The following is a 15,143-nucleotide window of genomic DNA, read 5'->3' as shown; positions in this document are numbered from 1 at the left end:
ATGACATCGGACACCACAGAGCGACTTCCCGTCACGAAACCCGGGAAGGGGGTCGGTTCTCTTCACTTATCGAGGACGGGCCGATGCGCAGTCCATCAATGAGGAAATAAAGCCGCGTGACAGCGGCATGAACATTTCTCACCCAAGCCTGATCGATTGCCGCGCCGACCTGATCGAATTTGCCCGGACGGGAACGACACCGATCGAATGGGACAGGAGTGCGTCTGCGGACCGAGCCGGCCCGCAGACACACGCCTCCCTACCCGGCGTCGGACTCCATCGCCCGCACCAGGCCGGCCGGCCGCATGTCCGTCCACGCGGCCTCGATGGCGTCCAGACACTCCTGCCGCGAACCCTCCGGGCCGCCGACCCTCCAGCCGCCCGGAATCTCGATGTGCGCCGGCCACAGCGAATACTGGCCCTCGCCGTTCACCAGCGTCACGAACCGACCCGACTCGTCATCGAAAGGATTGGTCACGACCGTCCCCCCACTTGTTTTTCCACATGCCACCGCATGTTCTTCAGATACACGCGAGCCCGCCGCACGGATTCACCGTTCCGCCGCCACCGGACCGCCCACCCCTACCGCGCAAGCCCGTGCCGCGCGGGACGGAGATACGTTACGCCTCGGGATACCGGCACGTCGCCGATGGCCGGCTGGTCATCCGGCTTCGCCCGTTCACGCCAATCACCATAGAGGACCACCGGCGGCCCAAGAGGCGAATTCGGCCCATTACTTATCGGTCCATACGGCTGCGGCAAGCGAGAAGGCCGGCCGAGGACATATGCCAAGCCCGCTCGCCCGGAAATTTCCAGCCACTCGATGTCCCGATTGTGCGCATTTAACTAAATACGACCCGCGTACATTCGGATAACCGCCGGCGTACACCCCCTCATCCACGGGCACGCGCCGAACTCATCGCGCTCCCGTGCGCCGGGTGCGCGCCCCATTCGAAATCAATGGCCATTCCCTTCACCCTGCGTGAAATTACGGACCGTGGCGCGGGCGGCCACCCGGCGGGGGCGGCCGGCACCGCATGCGGTACGAATGCCGTGTGACCGAAGAGACCCCGCCCGCGTCCGTGCGCGTGTTCATCGCCCTCGCTCCGCCCGACCCGGCGAAGGAGGAGCTCGCCCGGGAGCTGCGCCCCGTCTACGGCACGCACCCGCAGGTGCGGTGGAACCGGGTGGAGGACTGGCACATCACCCTGGCGTTCCTGGGCGCGCTCCCGGTGGACACCGTTCCGCTGCTGCGTCCGCCACTCGCCGCTCTCGCCGCGTCCCGTCCCGGACCCCGACTGGCGCTGCACGGCAGCGGCACGTTCGACGAGCGGGTGGCGTGGAGCGGGATCTCCGGCGACCTCGACGGACTGCACCGGCTGGCGGACGGCGTCCGGGCGGTGGTCCGTGACTGCGGGATCACCCTGGAGGACCGGCCTCTGCGGCCCCATCTGACGCTCGCCCGGGTGCGCCGGGGCGACCACACATCGGCCGGGGAGATCGCCGCGCGGCTCACGGGGTTCCGGGGCAGCCCGTGGCCCGCCGAGCGCCTGCATCTGGTCGGCAGCGAGGCGGGCCGGGGCACCGGGCAGATCCGCTACCGCGACATCGAGGCATGGCCGCTCGGCACGGCTTGCGGTGCCGCCGCCCCGCCCGCACGTCCCTGAGACGGGCTCACCCCGGGCCGTTACGCCAGCCTGACCGGAGTGGGGCGTGGCTCCGTGTGTTGGTGAGGTTCGGGGGTACCCCTGTGGAACGGTGAGCTGACTTCGGCTCGCACCACACAAAGCGGAGAGGGTTGCACTGATGGGACACGGCGGAAACGTGATCGCGGAGCTCACCACGGACCACCGCGAGGTCGACGAACTGTTCGCGAAGATCGAGGCCCAGCCGGTCGGTGACGAGCAGCGCAGGAAGCTCGCCGACGAGCTGACGATCGAGCTGGTCCGGCACTCCGTGGCGGAGGAGATGCACCTCTACCCGGCGGTGCGGCGGTTCGTGGACGACGGCGACGACATGGCCGACAAGGAGCTCGAGGACCACGCGAAGGTGGAGGAGCACCTCAAGGAGCTGGAGGGGCTGCCGGCGGACGACCCGCAGTTCGACCACCTGGTGGCGAAGCTGAAGCTCGAGGTGAGCGAGCACGTGCGCGACGAGGAGAACCGGCTGTTCCCGCTCCTGGCCTCGGCCGTCTCCCCCGAGGCCCTGGACGAGCTGGGCGAGAAGGTGCGCACGGCGAAGAAGACCGCTCCGACGCGTCCGCACCCCTCCGCACCCGACAGCCCCACGGGCCTCAAGATCCTCGGCCCCGGCGCCGGTCTGGTCGACCGGGCCCGCGACCTGCTGAGCGGGCGCGGCAAGGGGTGAAGCCCTTCGGCGCCTCGCGGGATCTCAGCAGGCCCGGGCCGGGCCGAGGCGCAGGCGGTCCAGCAGGTCCGCGTGGTGGAGGCGGGCTATCGGCTCCAGCAGGTCGGGGTGGCGCAGCAGTGCGGTGGCGGCCAGGTCGTGCGCGCTGGGCTCCGTCAGGCGGCGGAACTCGGCGGGTCCGGTCACACCGTGCGCGGTTTCACCGAGCGCCTTCACCGCCTCCCTCGCCGCGTCGGGCGCGGTGAGCAGATGGGCGGCCCAGCTGGCGACGACCTCGTCCACCCAGCTGCGCCAGGCCGCGTCCGCCGGACCGGCCGCCTCCTGTCCGTGTCCGCCGGCGACCCCGTCCAGGCGGGCGGATCCGCCGGGGCCGGTCAGCACCACGAGCGCGGCATCCAGGTCGGTCGGGTAACGGAGCCAGGTGGCGACCGTGACGGCCTGACGGGCCTGAGCCTCGGCCAGGGCGGCGGTGAGCGGGCCCCCGCCGGCCGGGAACGCGCGCGTCAGCCACCGGGTGGTGGCGGCGATGAGCGGGGCAAGGTCTGCGGGCATCGGGGCGTCCCCTCGGGTGCTGGATCGCCGTGCAGCGTACTGCGCCCTCCCCCGGCCCCCGTATGACGCAGAGCACCTTCCGGCCGTGGTGTGCGTCATGACCGGCGGACACCCCGGCCCTGAACGATTGGGAGTGCAGACGATGAACCACCCCCGCCCTCTTCCGGGGCTGGACGAGTCCTTCTGGATGGACAGCACCGACGCACCGGGGCATCCGCCCCTGGCGTCGGACACCGACGCGGACGTCGTCGTGATCGGCGGCGGCATCGCGGGCCTGAGCACTGCCTGGGAGCTGAGCCGGGCGGGCCGGAACGTCGTGGTCCTGGAAGCGGACCGCATCGCCTCCGGGGTGACCGGCTACACGACGGCCAAGGTGTCCGCCCTCCAGTCGCTCGTGTACGACCGGTTGCGGCGGACCCGGGGCACGGACGCCACCCTCCTGTACGCGGCCTCGCAGCTGGACGCGGTGGACCGGGTGGCCGGGATCGTGGAGGAGCTGGGGATCGCGTGCGACCTGGAGCGGGTGAGCGCGTACAGCTACGCGGCCGGTGCGGAGTCCCGGCATCTGATCGAGGCGGAGGCGCGCGCCGCCGCCGGCGCGGGTCTCGATGTCGCGTACGTCTCCGAGACGGAGCTGCCGTTCGCGATCGGCGGGGCGGTCCGGGCGGACGCCCAGGCCCAGTTCCACCCGCGTAAGTACCTGCTGGCACTGGCCCGGGATCTGGTCGCGCGGGGCGGCCGCGTCTTCGAGCGCAGCCGGGTGACCGGACTGTCCGAGGGGACTCCGTGCCGGGTGACCGCCGAGTCCGGGCGGAGCGTGACGGCCCGGGACGTGGTCGTCGCCACGCATTACCCGGTCTTCGACCGCGCGATGCTGTTCGCCCGGCTCTCGCCCCGGCGGGAACTGGTGGTCGCCGCACCCATCCCCGCGGATCTTGCGCCGAAGGGCATGTACATCACCGAGGACGAGGGGAAGCGCTCGGTGCGCTCCACCCCGCTCGATGACGGCCGGCGCCTGCTGATCGTGACCGGGGAGAGCTTCACTCCGGGCACCGGTGACCCCGGCGAGCGGTTCCGGCGGCTGGACGCCTGGATGCACGAGCGGTTCCCGGCGGCCGGCCCGACCGCGTACCGGTGGGCGGCGCAGGACAACGACCCCAGCGATACGGTCCCGCTGATCGGGCCGTTCCACATCGGGGCCCGGCACACCTATGTGGCGACCGGGTTCGGCGGCTGGGGGATGACCGGCGGGGTGCTGGCCGGCCGGCTGCTGACCTCGCTCATCGCGGACGGCGTCCCTCCACTGCCGTGGGCGGAGTTGTACGACCCCCGGCGGCTGGGGAGCGCGGTGCGCGAGGCCGGGTCACTGCTGGGGGCGCAGGCGGAGGTGGCGAAGCACTTCGTCGGCGACCGGCTGCGCGTCAGCCACCTGGATGCGGTGAGCCAGGTGGTTCCGGGCACGGGGGCGGTGGTCCGGGTGAAGGGCCGCCGCTGCGCCGTGTACCGGGAGCCGGACGGCACGGTGCGGGCGGTCTCCGCGCGGTGCACGCATCTGGGGTGCCTGGTGGCGTTCAACGAGGCGGAGACGGCGTGGGAGTGCCCGTGCCACGGTTCGCGCTTCGGCGTCGACGGCTCGGTGCTGCAGGGCCCGGCGGTGCGGCCTCTGGAGGCGCTGGACCCCGGCGACGAGGGGTGACGGCCGGCGAGGAGCGCTACCGCCGCGCCATGTAGAGGCTGAACGCCTTGTGCAGCACCTTGTTGAGCGGGTAGTCCCACTCGCCGACGTACTCGGCGGCCTGCCCGCCGGTGCCGACCTTGAAGCGGAGCAGGCCGAGCAGGTGGTTGCTCTCGTCCAGGGTGTCGGTGGTGCCCCGGAAGTCGTAGACGTGCGCGCCCATGGCGTGGGCGTCGCGGATCATCTGCCACTGGATGGCGTTGTTGGGCTGGACCTCGCGCCTGCGGCTGGTGGACGCTCCGTACGAGTACCAGACGTGCCGGCCGACGGTGAGCATGGTGGCGGCGGCCAGCACCTCGCCGTCGTGCGCGGCGAGGTAGAGCCGCATCCGGTCGGGGTGCTCGGCGGTGAGCGCCTTCCACATGCGCTGGAAGTACGCCAGGGGACGGGGGATGAAGCGGTCGCGCTCGGCGGTCTCGGTGTAGAGCGTGTAGAAGGTGTCCAGGTCTGCGTAGTCGCCCTGGACGACCTTGACTCCGGCCTTCTCGGCCTTCTTGACGTTGCGGCGCCACAGCTGGTTGAACCCGGCCAGGATGTCGTCGGTCGAGCGGCCGGCGAGGGGGAGTTGGAAGACGTAACGCGGCTGGCCGGCCGCGAAGCCGTCCTCGCTGTCGCCCCCGGACCGCTGCCAGCCCATGGTCCGCAGACGGTCCGTCAGCGCGAAGGCGCGGGGGTCCTGTTCGGTGGGTTCGACCTCGCCGAGGCGGTGGGCTCCGGGGTCGGCGATGGCCTCCTTCACGGTGGCCGCGTCCCAGCGGCGGGCGACGACGGGCGGGCCCATCTTCACGGTGAACGCACCCTGCCCCTTGAGGTGGTCCAGGAGCGGGTTCAGCCACCGGCCGAGGTCGTCGTCGTACCAGTCGATGACGGGGCCCTCGGGGAGGTAGGCGAGGTGGCGCTTGACCTTCGGCAGCGGCCGGTACAGGACCAGGGCGGTGCCGGTGATCCGGCCTGAGCCGTCGAACCAGCCGAGGCTCTCCGCCCGCCAGTCGGGCTTCACATCGCCCCAGGACGGGACCTGCATGTGGCTCGCGGACGGCAGAGCGTCCACGTACGCCAGGTGCTCGTCCCGGCTGATCGTCCTCAGGCGGAGGTCCATCGGTCTGCTCCTCGTCCACGGGTCGTGATCCTTCGGCAGCCTACTGGCGGTCGCCGCGGCCCACGACGCCAGCGGGCGTTCGAGCGAGAGGTCACCGCCGGGGCAGCAACGACGCAGGGATGAGACCCAGCGCGGCGAGCGCCGCCACCGCGGGCAGTGCCTGGCCCATGGCGAGGTCCGTCACGGGAAGTGCGTGGTGGGCCGGGGCGGTGACGGCCGGCGGGGTGAGCGGCATCAGCCCGGCGGCCACGGCGATCCCGAGGGCGGGGCCCACGTTCATGGCGGTCTGCTTGAGGCCGCCGACCACCCCGGCGTTCCCGGGCGGCGCGTCCCCGACGACGGTCCCGGTGGCGGTGACCATGACGGCGGTGAAGCCCGCGCCGAGCACCGCGAGAACAAGACCGGTCTCCCACGCGGACCCCGGGCGCGAAAGGCCCAGCACGGCGAGGACGACAGACAGCTGACCGGTGACCGCGGTGCGGCGCGGCCCGAGGCGCCCGAGCGCGGCCGAGGCCACGGGCGCTCCGGCGATCATGAGCAGGGTCAGCGGCAGGCACCGCAGCCCGGCGGTGAGGGGATCGAGGCCGAGCCCCTGCTGCAGGTGGAACGTGACGACGAACAGCGCGCCGAACAGGCCGCCGGAGGTGGTGAGGAGCAGCGCCATCGAGGCCGTCACGGGCACCGAGCGCGTCACGGCCGGCGGCACGACCGGCTGGGCGCTGCGGCGTTCGTACCCGACGAGCGCCGCCCCGAGGAGCAGGCTCAGCAGCAGCCCGAGGCCCGTCCGGGTGCCGGTCCATCCCTCGTCGGGGACGCCGGCCAGGGTGTGGACGAGGGCGGCGAGCGCGGCGGCGAGCAGGGCGCCGGCGGTGAGGTCGAAGCGCCGGTGCGCGGCGCGCGGCACTTCGGGGGTCCGCACGGTCAGGGTGAGCGCGGCGATGACCAGGGCGGCCGGGATGTTGATCAGGAAGACGGCGCGCCAGCCCCAGTGCGTGACGAGGGCTCCCCCGAGCACCGGACCGGCCGCCGCGGCGACTCCGATCGCGCTGGTGCGGACGGCTACGGCCCGGCCGAGGCGGTCGGCGGGGAGGACGAGCCTGAGCAGGGCGAGCGTCGCCGGTTGCAGGAGCGCGCCGAACACCCCCTGAGCGGCGCGCAGGGCGATCACGAGGCCGATGCCCTGGGCGAGCGCGATGCCGGCCGACGCGGCGCCGAAGCCGAGCACCCCGACGCACAGCAGCCGCCGGTGCCCGTAGCGGTCCCCGAGCCGTCCGGCGATCACGAGGAGGGCGGCGACCGCGAGCAGGTAGGCGGTGCTCGTCCACTGGACCTCGGTGACGGTCGCCCCGAGGTCGCTGCGCAGGTCCGGCTGGGCGACGAGCAGCACGGTGCCGTCCAGGGCGACGATCATCGCGCCCGCCACGGAGGCGAGGAGCGCGGCGCGGGGCCGTACGGCGGTGAGGGTCATGCGTCCGCCCGGCCGAGGTGGGCGTCGAGCACCGCCGTGACGAGCGGGGCCGTTTCCTCGCCGGCGCCGGGGAAGGCCAGTGGGAGGCTGCCGCTCGCCCGGAGTACGGCGATGCCGTGCAGGTTGGTCCATAGGGCAGCCGCGGTCAGGGCCGGCGGCGGGGCGGAGTCGTACGAGGGTCCGTCGTCGCCTTCCGTGCGGTGGGCGCGGTCCTGGGTGACGAGCTCGACGAGCCGCGCGAACAGCGGAAGTGTCGCCTCTCGCAGGCGCGGCCGGTCCGGCGCGCAGGCCCCCGCGTCACTCGCGTGGACCTCGCTGTCGAGCAGGTCGTGGCGGAACATCAGCTCGAACATGCCGCCGTGCTCATCCGCGTAGTCCAGGAAGGCGTCGGCCAGGCCCCGCAGCTGGCCGCGGGGGGTCTGGGCCGCTTCGGTGGCCGTCTCGAACCGGGCGGCGAGCGCGGTGAAGCCGCGCCGGGCGATGGCGGAGAGGAGGGCGTGGTGGGTCGGGAAATAGCGGCGCGGGGCGCCGTGGGAGACCCCGGCGCGGCGGGCGATCTCGCGAAGGCCGAGCGAGGCGGGGCCCTCGGTCATGACGAGGCCGACACCCGCGTCGATCAGGCGTTCCCGCAAGGAGTCCGCTCGGACTGCTGGGTTCACTTCATCCATAGACAGTGTCTACCAGGCCGATGTAGACACTGTCTACGCCCGGTTCGCGGTGCCACCGCGAGCCACGCACTCCGATGACCCCGCCCAAGATGCGGGGGCGGCGGGAGTGAGCAGACTGGGTCCCATGGCAGATCAGCGGCGCTCCCAGGCGGGAACCACGAAAACGGCGACCACGCGGCGTACCCCGTCCGCACGGGGCCCCGAACACGCGGCCCGCGCTGCCATCCAGAGCCTGGAGGGTCTCATCGACCACCACGCGGAGGGCGTGTCCGCCGTCCGGCGCACCGACGACGGCTGGTGCGTTGTCGTGGACGTTCTCGAAGTGCCCCGGATTCCGGACACCACGAGCCTCCTCGCCTCCTACGAGGTGCAGCTCGACCGGTCCGGTGAGCTCCTGGAGTACCGCAGGGTCCGCCGGTACCGCCGCGGCGCCGCCGACGAGTGAGCGGCGTCCACTCCCCCTGCCGGAAGGACATTCCATGACCGCGACCACCTACTCCGACGAAGTCGTCGCCTGCCCTCCGCGCGCCGGCACCCTCTACGACGTCCTGGAGCTGATCCTCGACCGGGGCATGGTGATCGATGTCTTCATCAGGGTCTCCCTGGTCGGCATCGAGATCCTGAAGATAGACGCGCGCATCGTCGTCGCGAGCGTGGACACGTATCTGCGGTTCGCCGAGGCGTGCAACCGGCTGGACCTCGAACGGGACTCCGGCAGTACCACCGTGCCGGAGCTGATCGGCGGCGGCGCCGTCAAGTCCATCGGCAAGCGGAAGGTGCGCAGGGCCGCCGAGTCGGTGGGCGACACCGTGCGCAAGGCGGTCGGCGGGGACGACGAGGAGGAGCCGGAGGAGCGGCCGAGGAAGCGGCGCGCCCCGGCGCGCGGCAGCGAGAGCCGGCGCCGCCGTGCGGAGGCGTGAGCTGTGACGGCCGACGGTGTGTACGTGTACGCGATCACCCGGGCGGGGGTCACCCTCCCGGACGGGCAGGGCGGTGTGGGCGGTCCGCCCGCCCGCCTGCGGACCGTCCGGCAGGGCCGGCTCGCCGCCGTCGTCAGCGATGCCCCCCCGGACCTCCGGGCGCGCCGCCGCGATCTGCTCGCCCATCAGGACCTGCTGCTGCACCTGATGGACGAGGGGCCCGTGCTGCCCATGCGGTTCGGCATGGTGGCCCCCGACCGGGCCACCGTGGAGCGTCAGCTGGCCGCGGGTGAGGACGGCCACGTGGCGGCCCTGAAGCGGCTCGCCGGATGCCACGAGATCAACGTGAAGGCGCTGGCGGCCGAGGACGCGCTGGCCGACGTGGTCGCCGAGGACGGCACCGTACGCAAGCTGCGGGAGGCCGCGCGCCGGCGTCCGGGCTACGAGGCGAGTCTGCGGCTGGGCGAGGCGGTGGCCGCCTCCCTCGCGCGGCGGGCCGCCGACGCGGGGCGGCGGCTGCTGCGGGAGCTGACGCCGAGGGCCCGGGCGGTGGCGGCCGGGCCGGAGGTCCAGGGGTGCGCGCTCAATGTGTCGTTCCTGGTGGAGCGCGAGGCCGGTGACGCGTTCCTGGCGGAGGCGCGCCGGTTCGCGGGCGACCACCGCGGTCATGTGGAGCTCCGCCTCGCCGGGCCGCTGCCCTGCTACAGCTTCGTCTCTGCCGAGGCCCGGCCGGACCCCGTGGGCGGTCGCTGAGATGGGCCTGATCACCGGTCTGCTGACGCTGCCCATCGCACCCGTGCGGGGGGTGGTGTGGGTGGCGGAGAAGCTGAACGACGCCGCTGAGCGGGAGCTGCGCGACCCACGCGTACTCCGCACCCAATTGGCCGTACTCAACCAGGAGTTGGAGGCCGGAGACATCACGATCGAGGAATTCGAGCGGGAAGAGGAGCGGCTGCTCGACCGGCTGCACGCCGTTCGGGCGGACCGAGTGCCAAACGATCGAAGGTGACGTGCTCATGGATGACGAGGCCAAGGTAGCGCTCGCAGCCGCGGTGGTCGGCGGCTACGTGCTGGGCCGGACCAAGAAGGGCCGGATGGCCCTGACCGTCGCGACGTACCTGGCGGGCCGGAGGTTCGGGCTCGAACCCCGCCAGCTCGCCGCCGAGGGCGTGCGCCGCCTCGGCGGCGTCCCCCAGGTCGCGGAGCTCCAGGAACAGCTGCGGGGCGAGGTCTTGGACGCGGGCCGCAAAGCCGTGACGGCGGCGGCGAACCGCAGCATGTCCTCACTCGCCGACGCGATCGGCGACCGCACCGCCCGGCTCACCGAGGGCCGGCGCGAGGAGGACGAGGACCAGGACGAGTACGACGACGAGCCGTACGAGGACGAGTACGACGACGCGTCCGAAGAGGAACCGGAGGACGAAGAGGAACCGGAGGAGGACGAGGAACCGGAGGACGAAGAGGAACCGGAGGAGGACGAGCCCTGGGACGAGGAGGACGACGCCGACGCCGAGGATGAGGGCGAAGGCGAGGGCGAGGACCAGGAGGACGACGAGGAGGAGGAAGACGGCGAAGCCCCCGAGCCCCCCGCGAGGAAGGCGTCGCCGAAGAAGGCACCGGCCAAGAAGTCAGCCGCCAAGAAGGCCCCGGCGAAGAAGCAGGCCGCGAAGAAGCAGGCCGCGAAGAAGCAGGCCGCGAAGAAGCCCGCCCCGGCCAAGAAGGCGGCGCCCGCCAAGAAGGCCGCGGCGAAGAAGAGCACGGACAGGAAGCCCGCGGCGAAGAAGGCGGCACCCGCGAAGAAGGCGACCGGGGCCAAGAAGGCGGCGCCGAAGAAGTCGGCGCCCGCGAAGAAGGCCGCGGCCAAGAAGACCGCCCCGGCGAAGAAGTCCGCAGCGAAGAGGACGTCGCCGTCCAAGTCGGCGTCCAAGCGGACCGCTTCCAAGCGCAGCGACCGTCGGAGGTAGCGAGTCATGGCCAGCACAGAACAGGACGAGTCCGGGACGCGGGAATCGGGTCTCGACCGGCTCCGTGAGGAGCTGTCGGGCTTCGTCAGCGCGAAGATGGAGGATCTCGCGGGCAAGGCGAGCGGCAAGCTGACGGACGTCGCGCAGCAGCTCACCGATTCCGCGGAGGGCGGCGGCTCCCTGCCCGCCGTGGCCTCCCGGGTCCTCCAAGGCGAATCGCCGCTGAAGTCGTTCGTCTCGGAGAAGGCCAAGGGCGTGAAGGACAACGTCACGGAGAAGGCCAAGGAGGCGTTCGGCGGGGGCAAGGGGAAGAGCAAGTCGGGCGGCGGCGGCAAGTCGATGAACATCGTGGAAGTCCTCGATGTCGGCGTACCGCTGCGCACGGCGTACGACTACTGGACCCAGTACGACCGCTTCAGCAGCTTCGCGAAGGGCGTCCAGGACGTCTCGACGGAGGACGAGGCCACGAGCGACTGGAAGGTCAAGATCGGGCCGTCCTCGCGCAGCTTCAAGGCGACCGTCCAGGAACAGATCCCCGACGAACGCATCGTCTGGACCTCGGAGGGCTCCAAGGGCACGACGCGCGGCGCCGTCAGCTTCCACGAACTGACGCCGAACCTGACCCGCATCGTGCTGGTGGTCGAGTACTACCCGTCCGGCTTCTTCGAGAAGACGGGCAACCTCTGGCGGGCCCAGGGGCGCCGCATCCGCCTGGACTTCAAGCACTTCCAGCGCTACGTCACCCTCACCGACGAGGAGCCCGACGGCTGGCGCGGAGAAATCCGCGACGGCGAGGTCGTCGTCTCCCACGAGGACGCAGTGGCCGAGGAGGAGGAGTCCGAGGGCGACGAGGAGCAGCCGGAGGACGAGGACGACGAGGCCGAAGGCGAGGACGACGGAGAGGACGAGGACCAGGACGAAGGCGAGGACGACGAGGACGACGACGAGGAGGACGACGAGGACGAGGACGAGGACGAGGAGTGGGAGGACGACGAGGAACCGGAAGAGGAACCGGAGGAAGGAGAGGAAGAGGAAGAGGACGACGAGGAGGAAGAGGAGCCCGCCCCGAGCAGGCGGCGCGCGCGGAGGCCGCGTCGTGACTGATCTCGACTTCCGGCAGGACGCCGCCTACGCGCCCGCGGGCCCGCACACGACCAACCTCGCCGACATCCTCGAACGCGTGCTGGACAAGGGCATCGTCATCGCAGGTGACATCAAGATCGATCTGCTGGACATCGAGCTGCTCACCATCCGGCTGCGCCTGTTCGTCGCCTCCGTCGACACGGCGAAGAAGGCCGGGATCGACTGGTGGGAGACCGATCCCGCGCTCAGTTCGCACGCGGCGCGCAACGCGCTGCAGGACGAGAACCGGGAGCTGCGGGCCCGCCTCGACGCCCTTGAGTCACAGGCGTCCGACCCCACGCAGTCGTCACAGCCGAGGAACTGAGCCGAGGAGACCCCCGCACATGACCGAGGACACCCGCTCGTCCGCGGATGCCCGTGCCGTCTACGTCTACGCGGTGTGCCGCACCGAGGAGCAGCCGGACCCCACCGGTCCGGCGGGCGTCACCCGCGAAAGCCCCCTGCGTGCCCTGGCCCTGGGCCCGGCGCTCACCGCGGTCGTACAGACCGTGCGGGCTGCGGACTTCACCGACGAGGCGTGGCAGGCCCGTCTCTCCGACGAGCCCGAACTCGAACGCTACGCACGGGCCCACCACGAGGTCGTGTGCGCGATGGCCGCCCGGTACCCGACCGTGCCCCTTCCGCTGGCCACGCTCTACCACGACGAGCAGCGTGCCCGGGCCGCGCTGAACAAGGAGGCGCGGCGCTTCCACGCCGCGCTGGAGCGTACGGCGCACCACTCCGAGTGGGGCGTCAAGGTGTACGTGGCCGACGCGCCGGCCCGGGAGGCGGCCGCGGCCGCCCCGCAGCGGCCGGCGCCCGGGGCCGGGGCCGGCCGGGCGTATCTCGACCGGAAGCGGACCCTGCGGGACCGGCGCGAACGGCACCGTACGGACGGGCTGCGGATCGCCGAGGTGGTGGACGCGGACGTGAGCGGCCTGGCCACCGCCTCGCGCAGGCTGCCCTTCCACGGCCCCCGGGTGGCGGAGGAGCGGCGCACCCAGGTGCTCAACGCGACGTATCTGGTGGCCGAGGACCGGGCGGCGGAGCTGGCGCGACTGGCGCAGAGCCTCCGCGAGCGGACCGGGGCGCACGTCGAGCTGTCGGGGCCCTGGGTTCCGTACTCCTTCGTCGGTGAGGTGTAGTGGTGGAGCGCGCCGTGGTGCCGTGGGACGAACCGGAGCCGCTGAGCGGGCCGATCGGGGTGCCCCTGGTCGATCTGCTCGACCGGGTGCTGGCGACCGGGGTGGTCATCAGCGGGGACCTGGTCATCGCGATCGCCGATGTGCCGCTCGTACGCCTGTCGCTGCACGCCCTGCTGTCGTCGGTCAGCGAGCGGGTGCCGGCGCCGTGGGCGGACGGAGGGCCGTTGTGACGGACGCGCGGGTCGATCTGGACTCCGGCAAGGTGGGCCAGGACCTGGTCACGCTGGTGCTCACCGTGGTGGAGCTGCTGCGCCAGCTGATGGAGCGCCAGGCGATCCGGAGAATCGACGTGGGTGACCTCACCGAGGAGCAGACCGAGGAGATCGGCACGACGCTGATGCTCCTGGAGCAGCGGATGACGGAGTTGTGCGAACAGCACGGGGTGCGGCCCGAGGATCTGAATCTCGACCTCGGGCCGCTGGGGACGCTGCTGCCGCGCGACTGAGCCGGCAGGGGTTCCGCGGGCGCGGTGATCACCCGAATGGCGGGGGCGCGGAAGCCGGAGGAGAGTGGGATGAGGGGCGGAACGGCTTCCGCCGGGCAGCCCCTCATCCCACCCCAGCTCTTTCCGTGTGAGGAACTCATGGCGACCAACGAAAGCATCGGCGGCACCAGGCTGGAAGGCGGCGCGGCGGGCGGCACACGAGGTACGACGACCATCGCGGACAACGTGGTCTCGGCCATCGCCGGTATCGCGGTACGGGAGACCGACGGGGTGTATTCCGTCGGCAAGGGCCCTTCCCGCGCGCTCGGAGCCGTCAAGGACAAGGTCTCCCGCTCCAGTGACCCGGGGCGGGGCGTCAAGGTGGAGGTCGGCGAGAAGCAGACCGCCATCGACGTCGACATCGTCGTGGAGTACGGCGCCCCCATCCTGGACACCGCGCGCAGCCTCCGCACCGACGTCACGGACGCCGTCGAGACGATGACCGGTCTCGAAGTGGTCGAGATCAACATCAACGTCACCGATGTCCATGTGCCGGGTGCGGACGACGAGGACGAGGAGGAGACGTCCACCTCGCGCGTCCGGTGAGGCAGCCGCGGCTGACCCGTGGCAGGTCTCAGTCCTCGGTGAGGATGCCTTCGCGGAGCCTGCGCAGAATGCGGGCGATCAGCCGTGAGACGTGCATCTGGGAGAGGCCGAGGCGTTCACCTATCTGGGACTGCGTCATCTCCTGGCCGAAGCGCATCTGGACGATGGCGCGTTCCCGTTCGTCCAGCGTCTCCAGCAGGGGCGCGAGGGCGTGCAGGTTCTCGACCAGTTCGATCCCCGGGTCGCAGTCGCCGGTGATGTCGGCATGGGTGCGGCTCACACCGCTCGGGCTGTCGGACTCCGCCCCGTCGAGGGGGACGTCCAGCGAGTGCGCGGTGTAGCCGTTCGAGGCGACCAGGCCCTCGATGACGTCTTCCTCGCTGATGCCGAGGCGTTCGGCGAGTTCGGCGACCGTGGCCTCCCGGCCGAGCGAGGTGGCCAGGTCCTCCTTGGCCTTGGCGAGGGTGACCCGCAGTTCCTGGAGGCGCCGGGGCACATGCACGGACCAGGTGGTGTCCCGGAAGAAGCGCTTGATCTCACCGACGATATAGGGAATGGCGAACGAGGTGAATTCGACCTCCCTGCTGAGTTCGAAGCGGTCGATGGCCTTGATCAGGCCGATGGTCCCCACCTGGATGATGTCCTCCATCTGGCCGTTGCCGCGATTGCGGTACCGCGCCGCGGCGAAGTGCACCAGGGTGAGGTTCATCTCGATGAGCGTATTGCGGGCGTACTGGTACTCCGCCGTGCCCTCTTCGAGGGTCTGCAACCGGTCGAAGAACAGCTTGCTGAGCGCCCGGGCGTCCTTGGGCGCGACCTTCAGCGGGTCGGCGATCTCCGGGAGTTCGGCCGGCGCACCTGTCGTGGTCTCCGGCACCTGCGCAGATACGGACGTCGGCATGGCGATCATTCCCTTCCGTCGGACAGCGGCTGCTTACGCGTACGCGAAGCTGCGACTACCCGGAGCCATGCGTTCCACACACGCGTACGACAAAAGGCGTGGCGGATTCGTC

Annotated in this window: 20 protein-coding genes; 14 read left to right on the top strand and 6 right to left on the bottom strand. The window is 71.6% G+C overall.

Annotated elements, in window-relative coordinates:
* Positions 1–259: 259 nt before the first annotated feature.
* Entirely contained in the window at positions 260–478 is a 219-nt protein-coding gene (locus ACLQ2N_RS12235) for an MbtH family protein (protein ID WP_425812005.1), read from the bottom strand.
* 559 nt (positions 479–1,037) lie between these two features.
* Between ACLQ2N_RS12235 and thpR the strand changes: the two genes are divergently transcribed.
* Together thpR and ACLQ2N_RS12225 are read left to right on the top strand one after the other, a co-directional pair.
* Positions 1,038–1,667, top strand: a complete 630-nt coding sequence (thpR, locus tag ACLQ2N_RS12230; protein ID WP_425812003.1) for an RNA 2',3'-cyclic phosphodiesterase — start codon at positions 1,038–1,040, stop codon at positions 1,665–1,667.
* 139 nt (positions 1,668–1,806) lie between these two features.
* On the top strand, positions 1,807–2,367 hold the full coding sequence (locus ACLQ2N_RS12225) for a hemerythrin domain-containing protein (protein ID WP_425812001.1): 561 nt from the start codon (positions 1,807–1,809) through the stop codon (positions 2,365–2,367).
* Positions 2,368–2,391: 24 nt separating this feature from the next.
* On the opposite strand, the gene ACLQ2N_RS12220 is transcribed toward ACLQ2N_RS12225, so the two are convergent.
* Positions 2,392–2,919, bottom strand: coding sequence for a hypothetical protein (locus ACLQ2N_RS12220; protein WP_425811999.1), 528 nt, complete (start codon positions 2,917–2,919; stop codon positions 2,392–2,394).
* Between the two features lie 142 nt (positions 2,920–3,061).
* On the opposite strand from ACLQ2N_RS12220, the gene ACLQ2N_RS12215 reads away from it, so the two are divergent.
* Positions 3,062–4,615, top strand: a complete 1,554-nt coding sequence (locus ACLQ2N_RS12215) for an FAD-dependent oxidoreductase (protein ID WP_425811997.1) — start codon at positions 3,062–3,064, stop codon at positions 4,613–4,615.
* Positions 4,616–4,631: 16 nt separating this feature from the next.
* On the opposite strand, the gene ACLQ2N_RS12210 is transcribed toward ACLQ2N_RS12215, so the two are convergent.
* The 3 genes from ACLQ2N_RS12210 to ACLQ2N_RS12200 all read right to left on the bottom strand — a co-directional run bounded on the left by ACLQ2N_RS12210 (position 4,632) and on the right by ACLQ2N_RS12200 (position 7,889).
* Entirely contained in the window at positions 4,632–5,753 is a 1,122-nt protein-coding gene (locus tag ACLQ2N_RS12210; RefSeq protein WP_425811995.1) for a lipid II:glycine glycyltransferase FemX, read from the bottom strand.
* A 91-nt stretch (positions 5,754–5,844) separates the two neighbouring features.
* The gene (locus ACLQ2N_RS12205; RefSeq protein ID WP_425811993.1) at positions 5,845–7,221 is read right to left on the bottom strand and encodes an MFS transporter; all 1,377 of its coding nucleotides are present in this window, start codon (positions 7,219–7,221) and stop codon (positions 5,845–5,847) included.
* Positions 7,218–7,889, bottom strand: coding sequence for a TetR/AcrR family transcriptional regulator (locus tag ACLQ2N_RS12200; protein ID WP_425811991.1), 672 nt, complete (start codon positions 7,887–7,889; stop codon positions 7,218–7,220). Before ACLQ2N_RS12200 ends, ACLQ2N_RS12205 begins: the two co-directional genes overlap by 4 nt.
* A gap of 124 nt (positions 7,890–8,013) precedes the next feature.
* On the opposite strand from ACLQ2N_RS12200, the gene ACLQ2N_RS12195 reads away from it, so the two are divergent.
* The 11 genes from ACLQ2N_RS12195 (at position 8,014) to ACLQ2N_RS12145 (ending at position 14,130) form a co-directional block, all read left to right on the top strand.
* Positions 8,014–8,334, top strand: a complete 321-nt coding sequence (locus tag ACLQ2N_RS12195) for a gas vesicle protein (RefSeq protein ID WP_425811989.1) — start codon at positions 8,014–8,016, stop codon at positions 8,332–8,334.
* Positions 8,335–8,368: 34 nt separating this feature from the next.
* Positions 8,369–8,809 carry a gas vesicle protein GvpJ gene (gene gvpJ, locus ACLQ2N_RS12190; RefSeq protein WP_425811987.1) on the top strand — a complete coding sequence of 147 codons (441 nt, stop codon included), beginning with the start codon at positions 8,369–8,371 and terminating at the stop codon, positions 8,807–8,809.
* Positions 8,810–8,812: 3 nt separating this feature from the next.
* Complete coding sequence (locus ACLQ2N_RS12185) at positions 8,813–9,562, top strand: GvpL/GvpF family gas vesicle protein (RefSeq protein WP_425811985.1); 750 nt, start codon at positions 8,813–8,815, stop codon at positions 9,560–9,562.
* Between the two features lies 1 nt (position 9,563).
* Positions 9,564–9,818, top strand: a complete 255-nt coding sequence (locus ACLQ2N_RS12180) for a gas vesicle protein GvpG (protein WP_425811983.1) — start codon at positions 9,564–9,566, stop codon at positions 9,816–9,818.
* 7 nt (positions 9,819–9,825) lie between these two features.
* Entirely contained in the window at positions 9,826–10,773 is a 948-nt protein-coding gene (locus tag ACLQ2N_RS12175; RefSeq protein WP_425811981.1) for a histone protein, read from the top strand.
* A gap of 6 nt (positions 10,774–10,779) precedes the next feature.
* Positions 10,780–11,877, top strand: coding sequence for an SRPBCC family protein (locus tag ACLQ2N_RS12170; protein WP_425811979.1), 1,098 nt, complete (start codon positions 10,780–10,782; stop codon positions 11,875–11,877).
* Positions 11,870–12,220 (top strand): gas vesicle protein, encoded by a 351-nt coding sequence (locus ACLQ2N_RS12165; RefSeq protein WP_425811977.1) that lies wholly within the window; start codon positions 11,870–11,872, stop codon positions 12,218–12,220. The genes ACLQ2N_RS12170 and ACLQ2N_RS12165 overlap by 8 nt, the downstream gene beginning before the upstream one ends.
* 19 nt (positions 12,221–12,239) lie before the next feature.
* A complete protein-coding gene (locus tag ACLQ2N_RS12160; protein ID WP_425811975.1) occupies positions 12,240–13,040 on the top strand; it encodes a GvpL/GvpF family gas vesicle protein in 801 nt (266 codons plus the stop codon).
* A 2-nt stretch (positions 13,041–13,042) separates the two neighbouring features.
* Positions 13,043–13,270, top strand: a complete 228-nt coding sequence (locus ACLQ2N_RS12155) for a gas vesicle protein (RefSeq protein WP_164641421.1) — start codon at positions 13,043–13,045, stop codon at positions 13,268–13,270.
* Positions 13,267–13,545, top strand: a complete 279-nt coding sequence (locus ACLQ2N_RS12150; protein WP_425811973.1) for a gas vesicle protein K — start codon at positions 13,267–13,269, stop codon at positions 13,543–13,545. The genes ACLQ2N_RS12155 and ACLQ2N_RS12150 overlap by 4 nt, the downstream gene beginning before the upstream one ends.
* Positions 13,546–13,683: 138 nt before the next feature.
* Complete coding sequence (locus ACLQ2N_RS12145; protein WP_425811971.1) at positions 13,684–14,130, top strand: Asp23/Gls24 family envelope stress response protein; 447 nt, start codon at positions 13,684–13,686, stop codon at positions 14,128–14,130.
* 28 nt (positions 14,131–14,158) lie between these two features.
* On the opposite strand, the gene ACLQ2N_RS12140 is transcribed toward ACLQ2N_RS12145, so the two are convergent.
* The gene (locus ACLQ2N_RS12140; protein WP_425811969.1) at positions 14,159–15,040 is read right to left on the bottom strand and encodes an RNA polymerase sigma factor SigF; all 882 of its coding nucleotides are present in this window, start codon (positions 15,038–15,040) and stop codon (positions 14,159–14,161) included.
* Positions 15,041–15,143: the final 103 nt, after the last annotated feature.

This window comes from Streptomyces sp. DT224 (assembly GCF_049844595.1).
Classification (GTDB): domain Bacteria; phylum Actinomycetota; class Actinomycetes; order Streptomycetales; family Streptomycetaceae; genus Streptomyces.
Note: the sequence above shows the minus strand (reverse complement) of the source record. Positions and strands in the feature narration are given on the sequence as shown.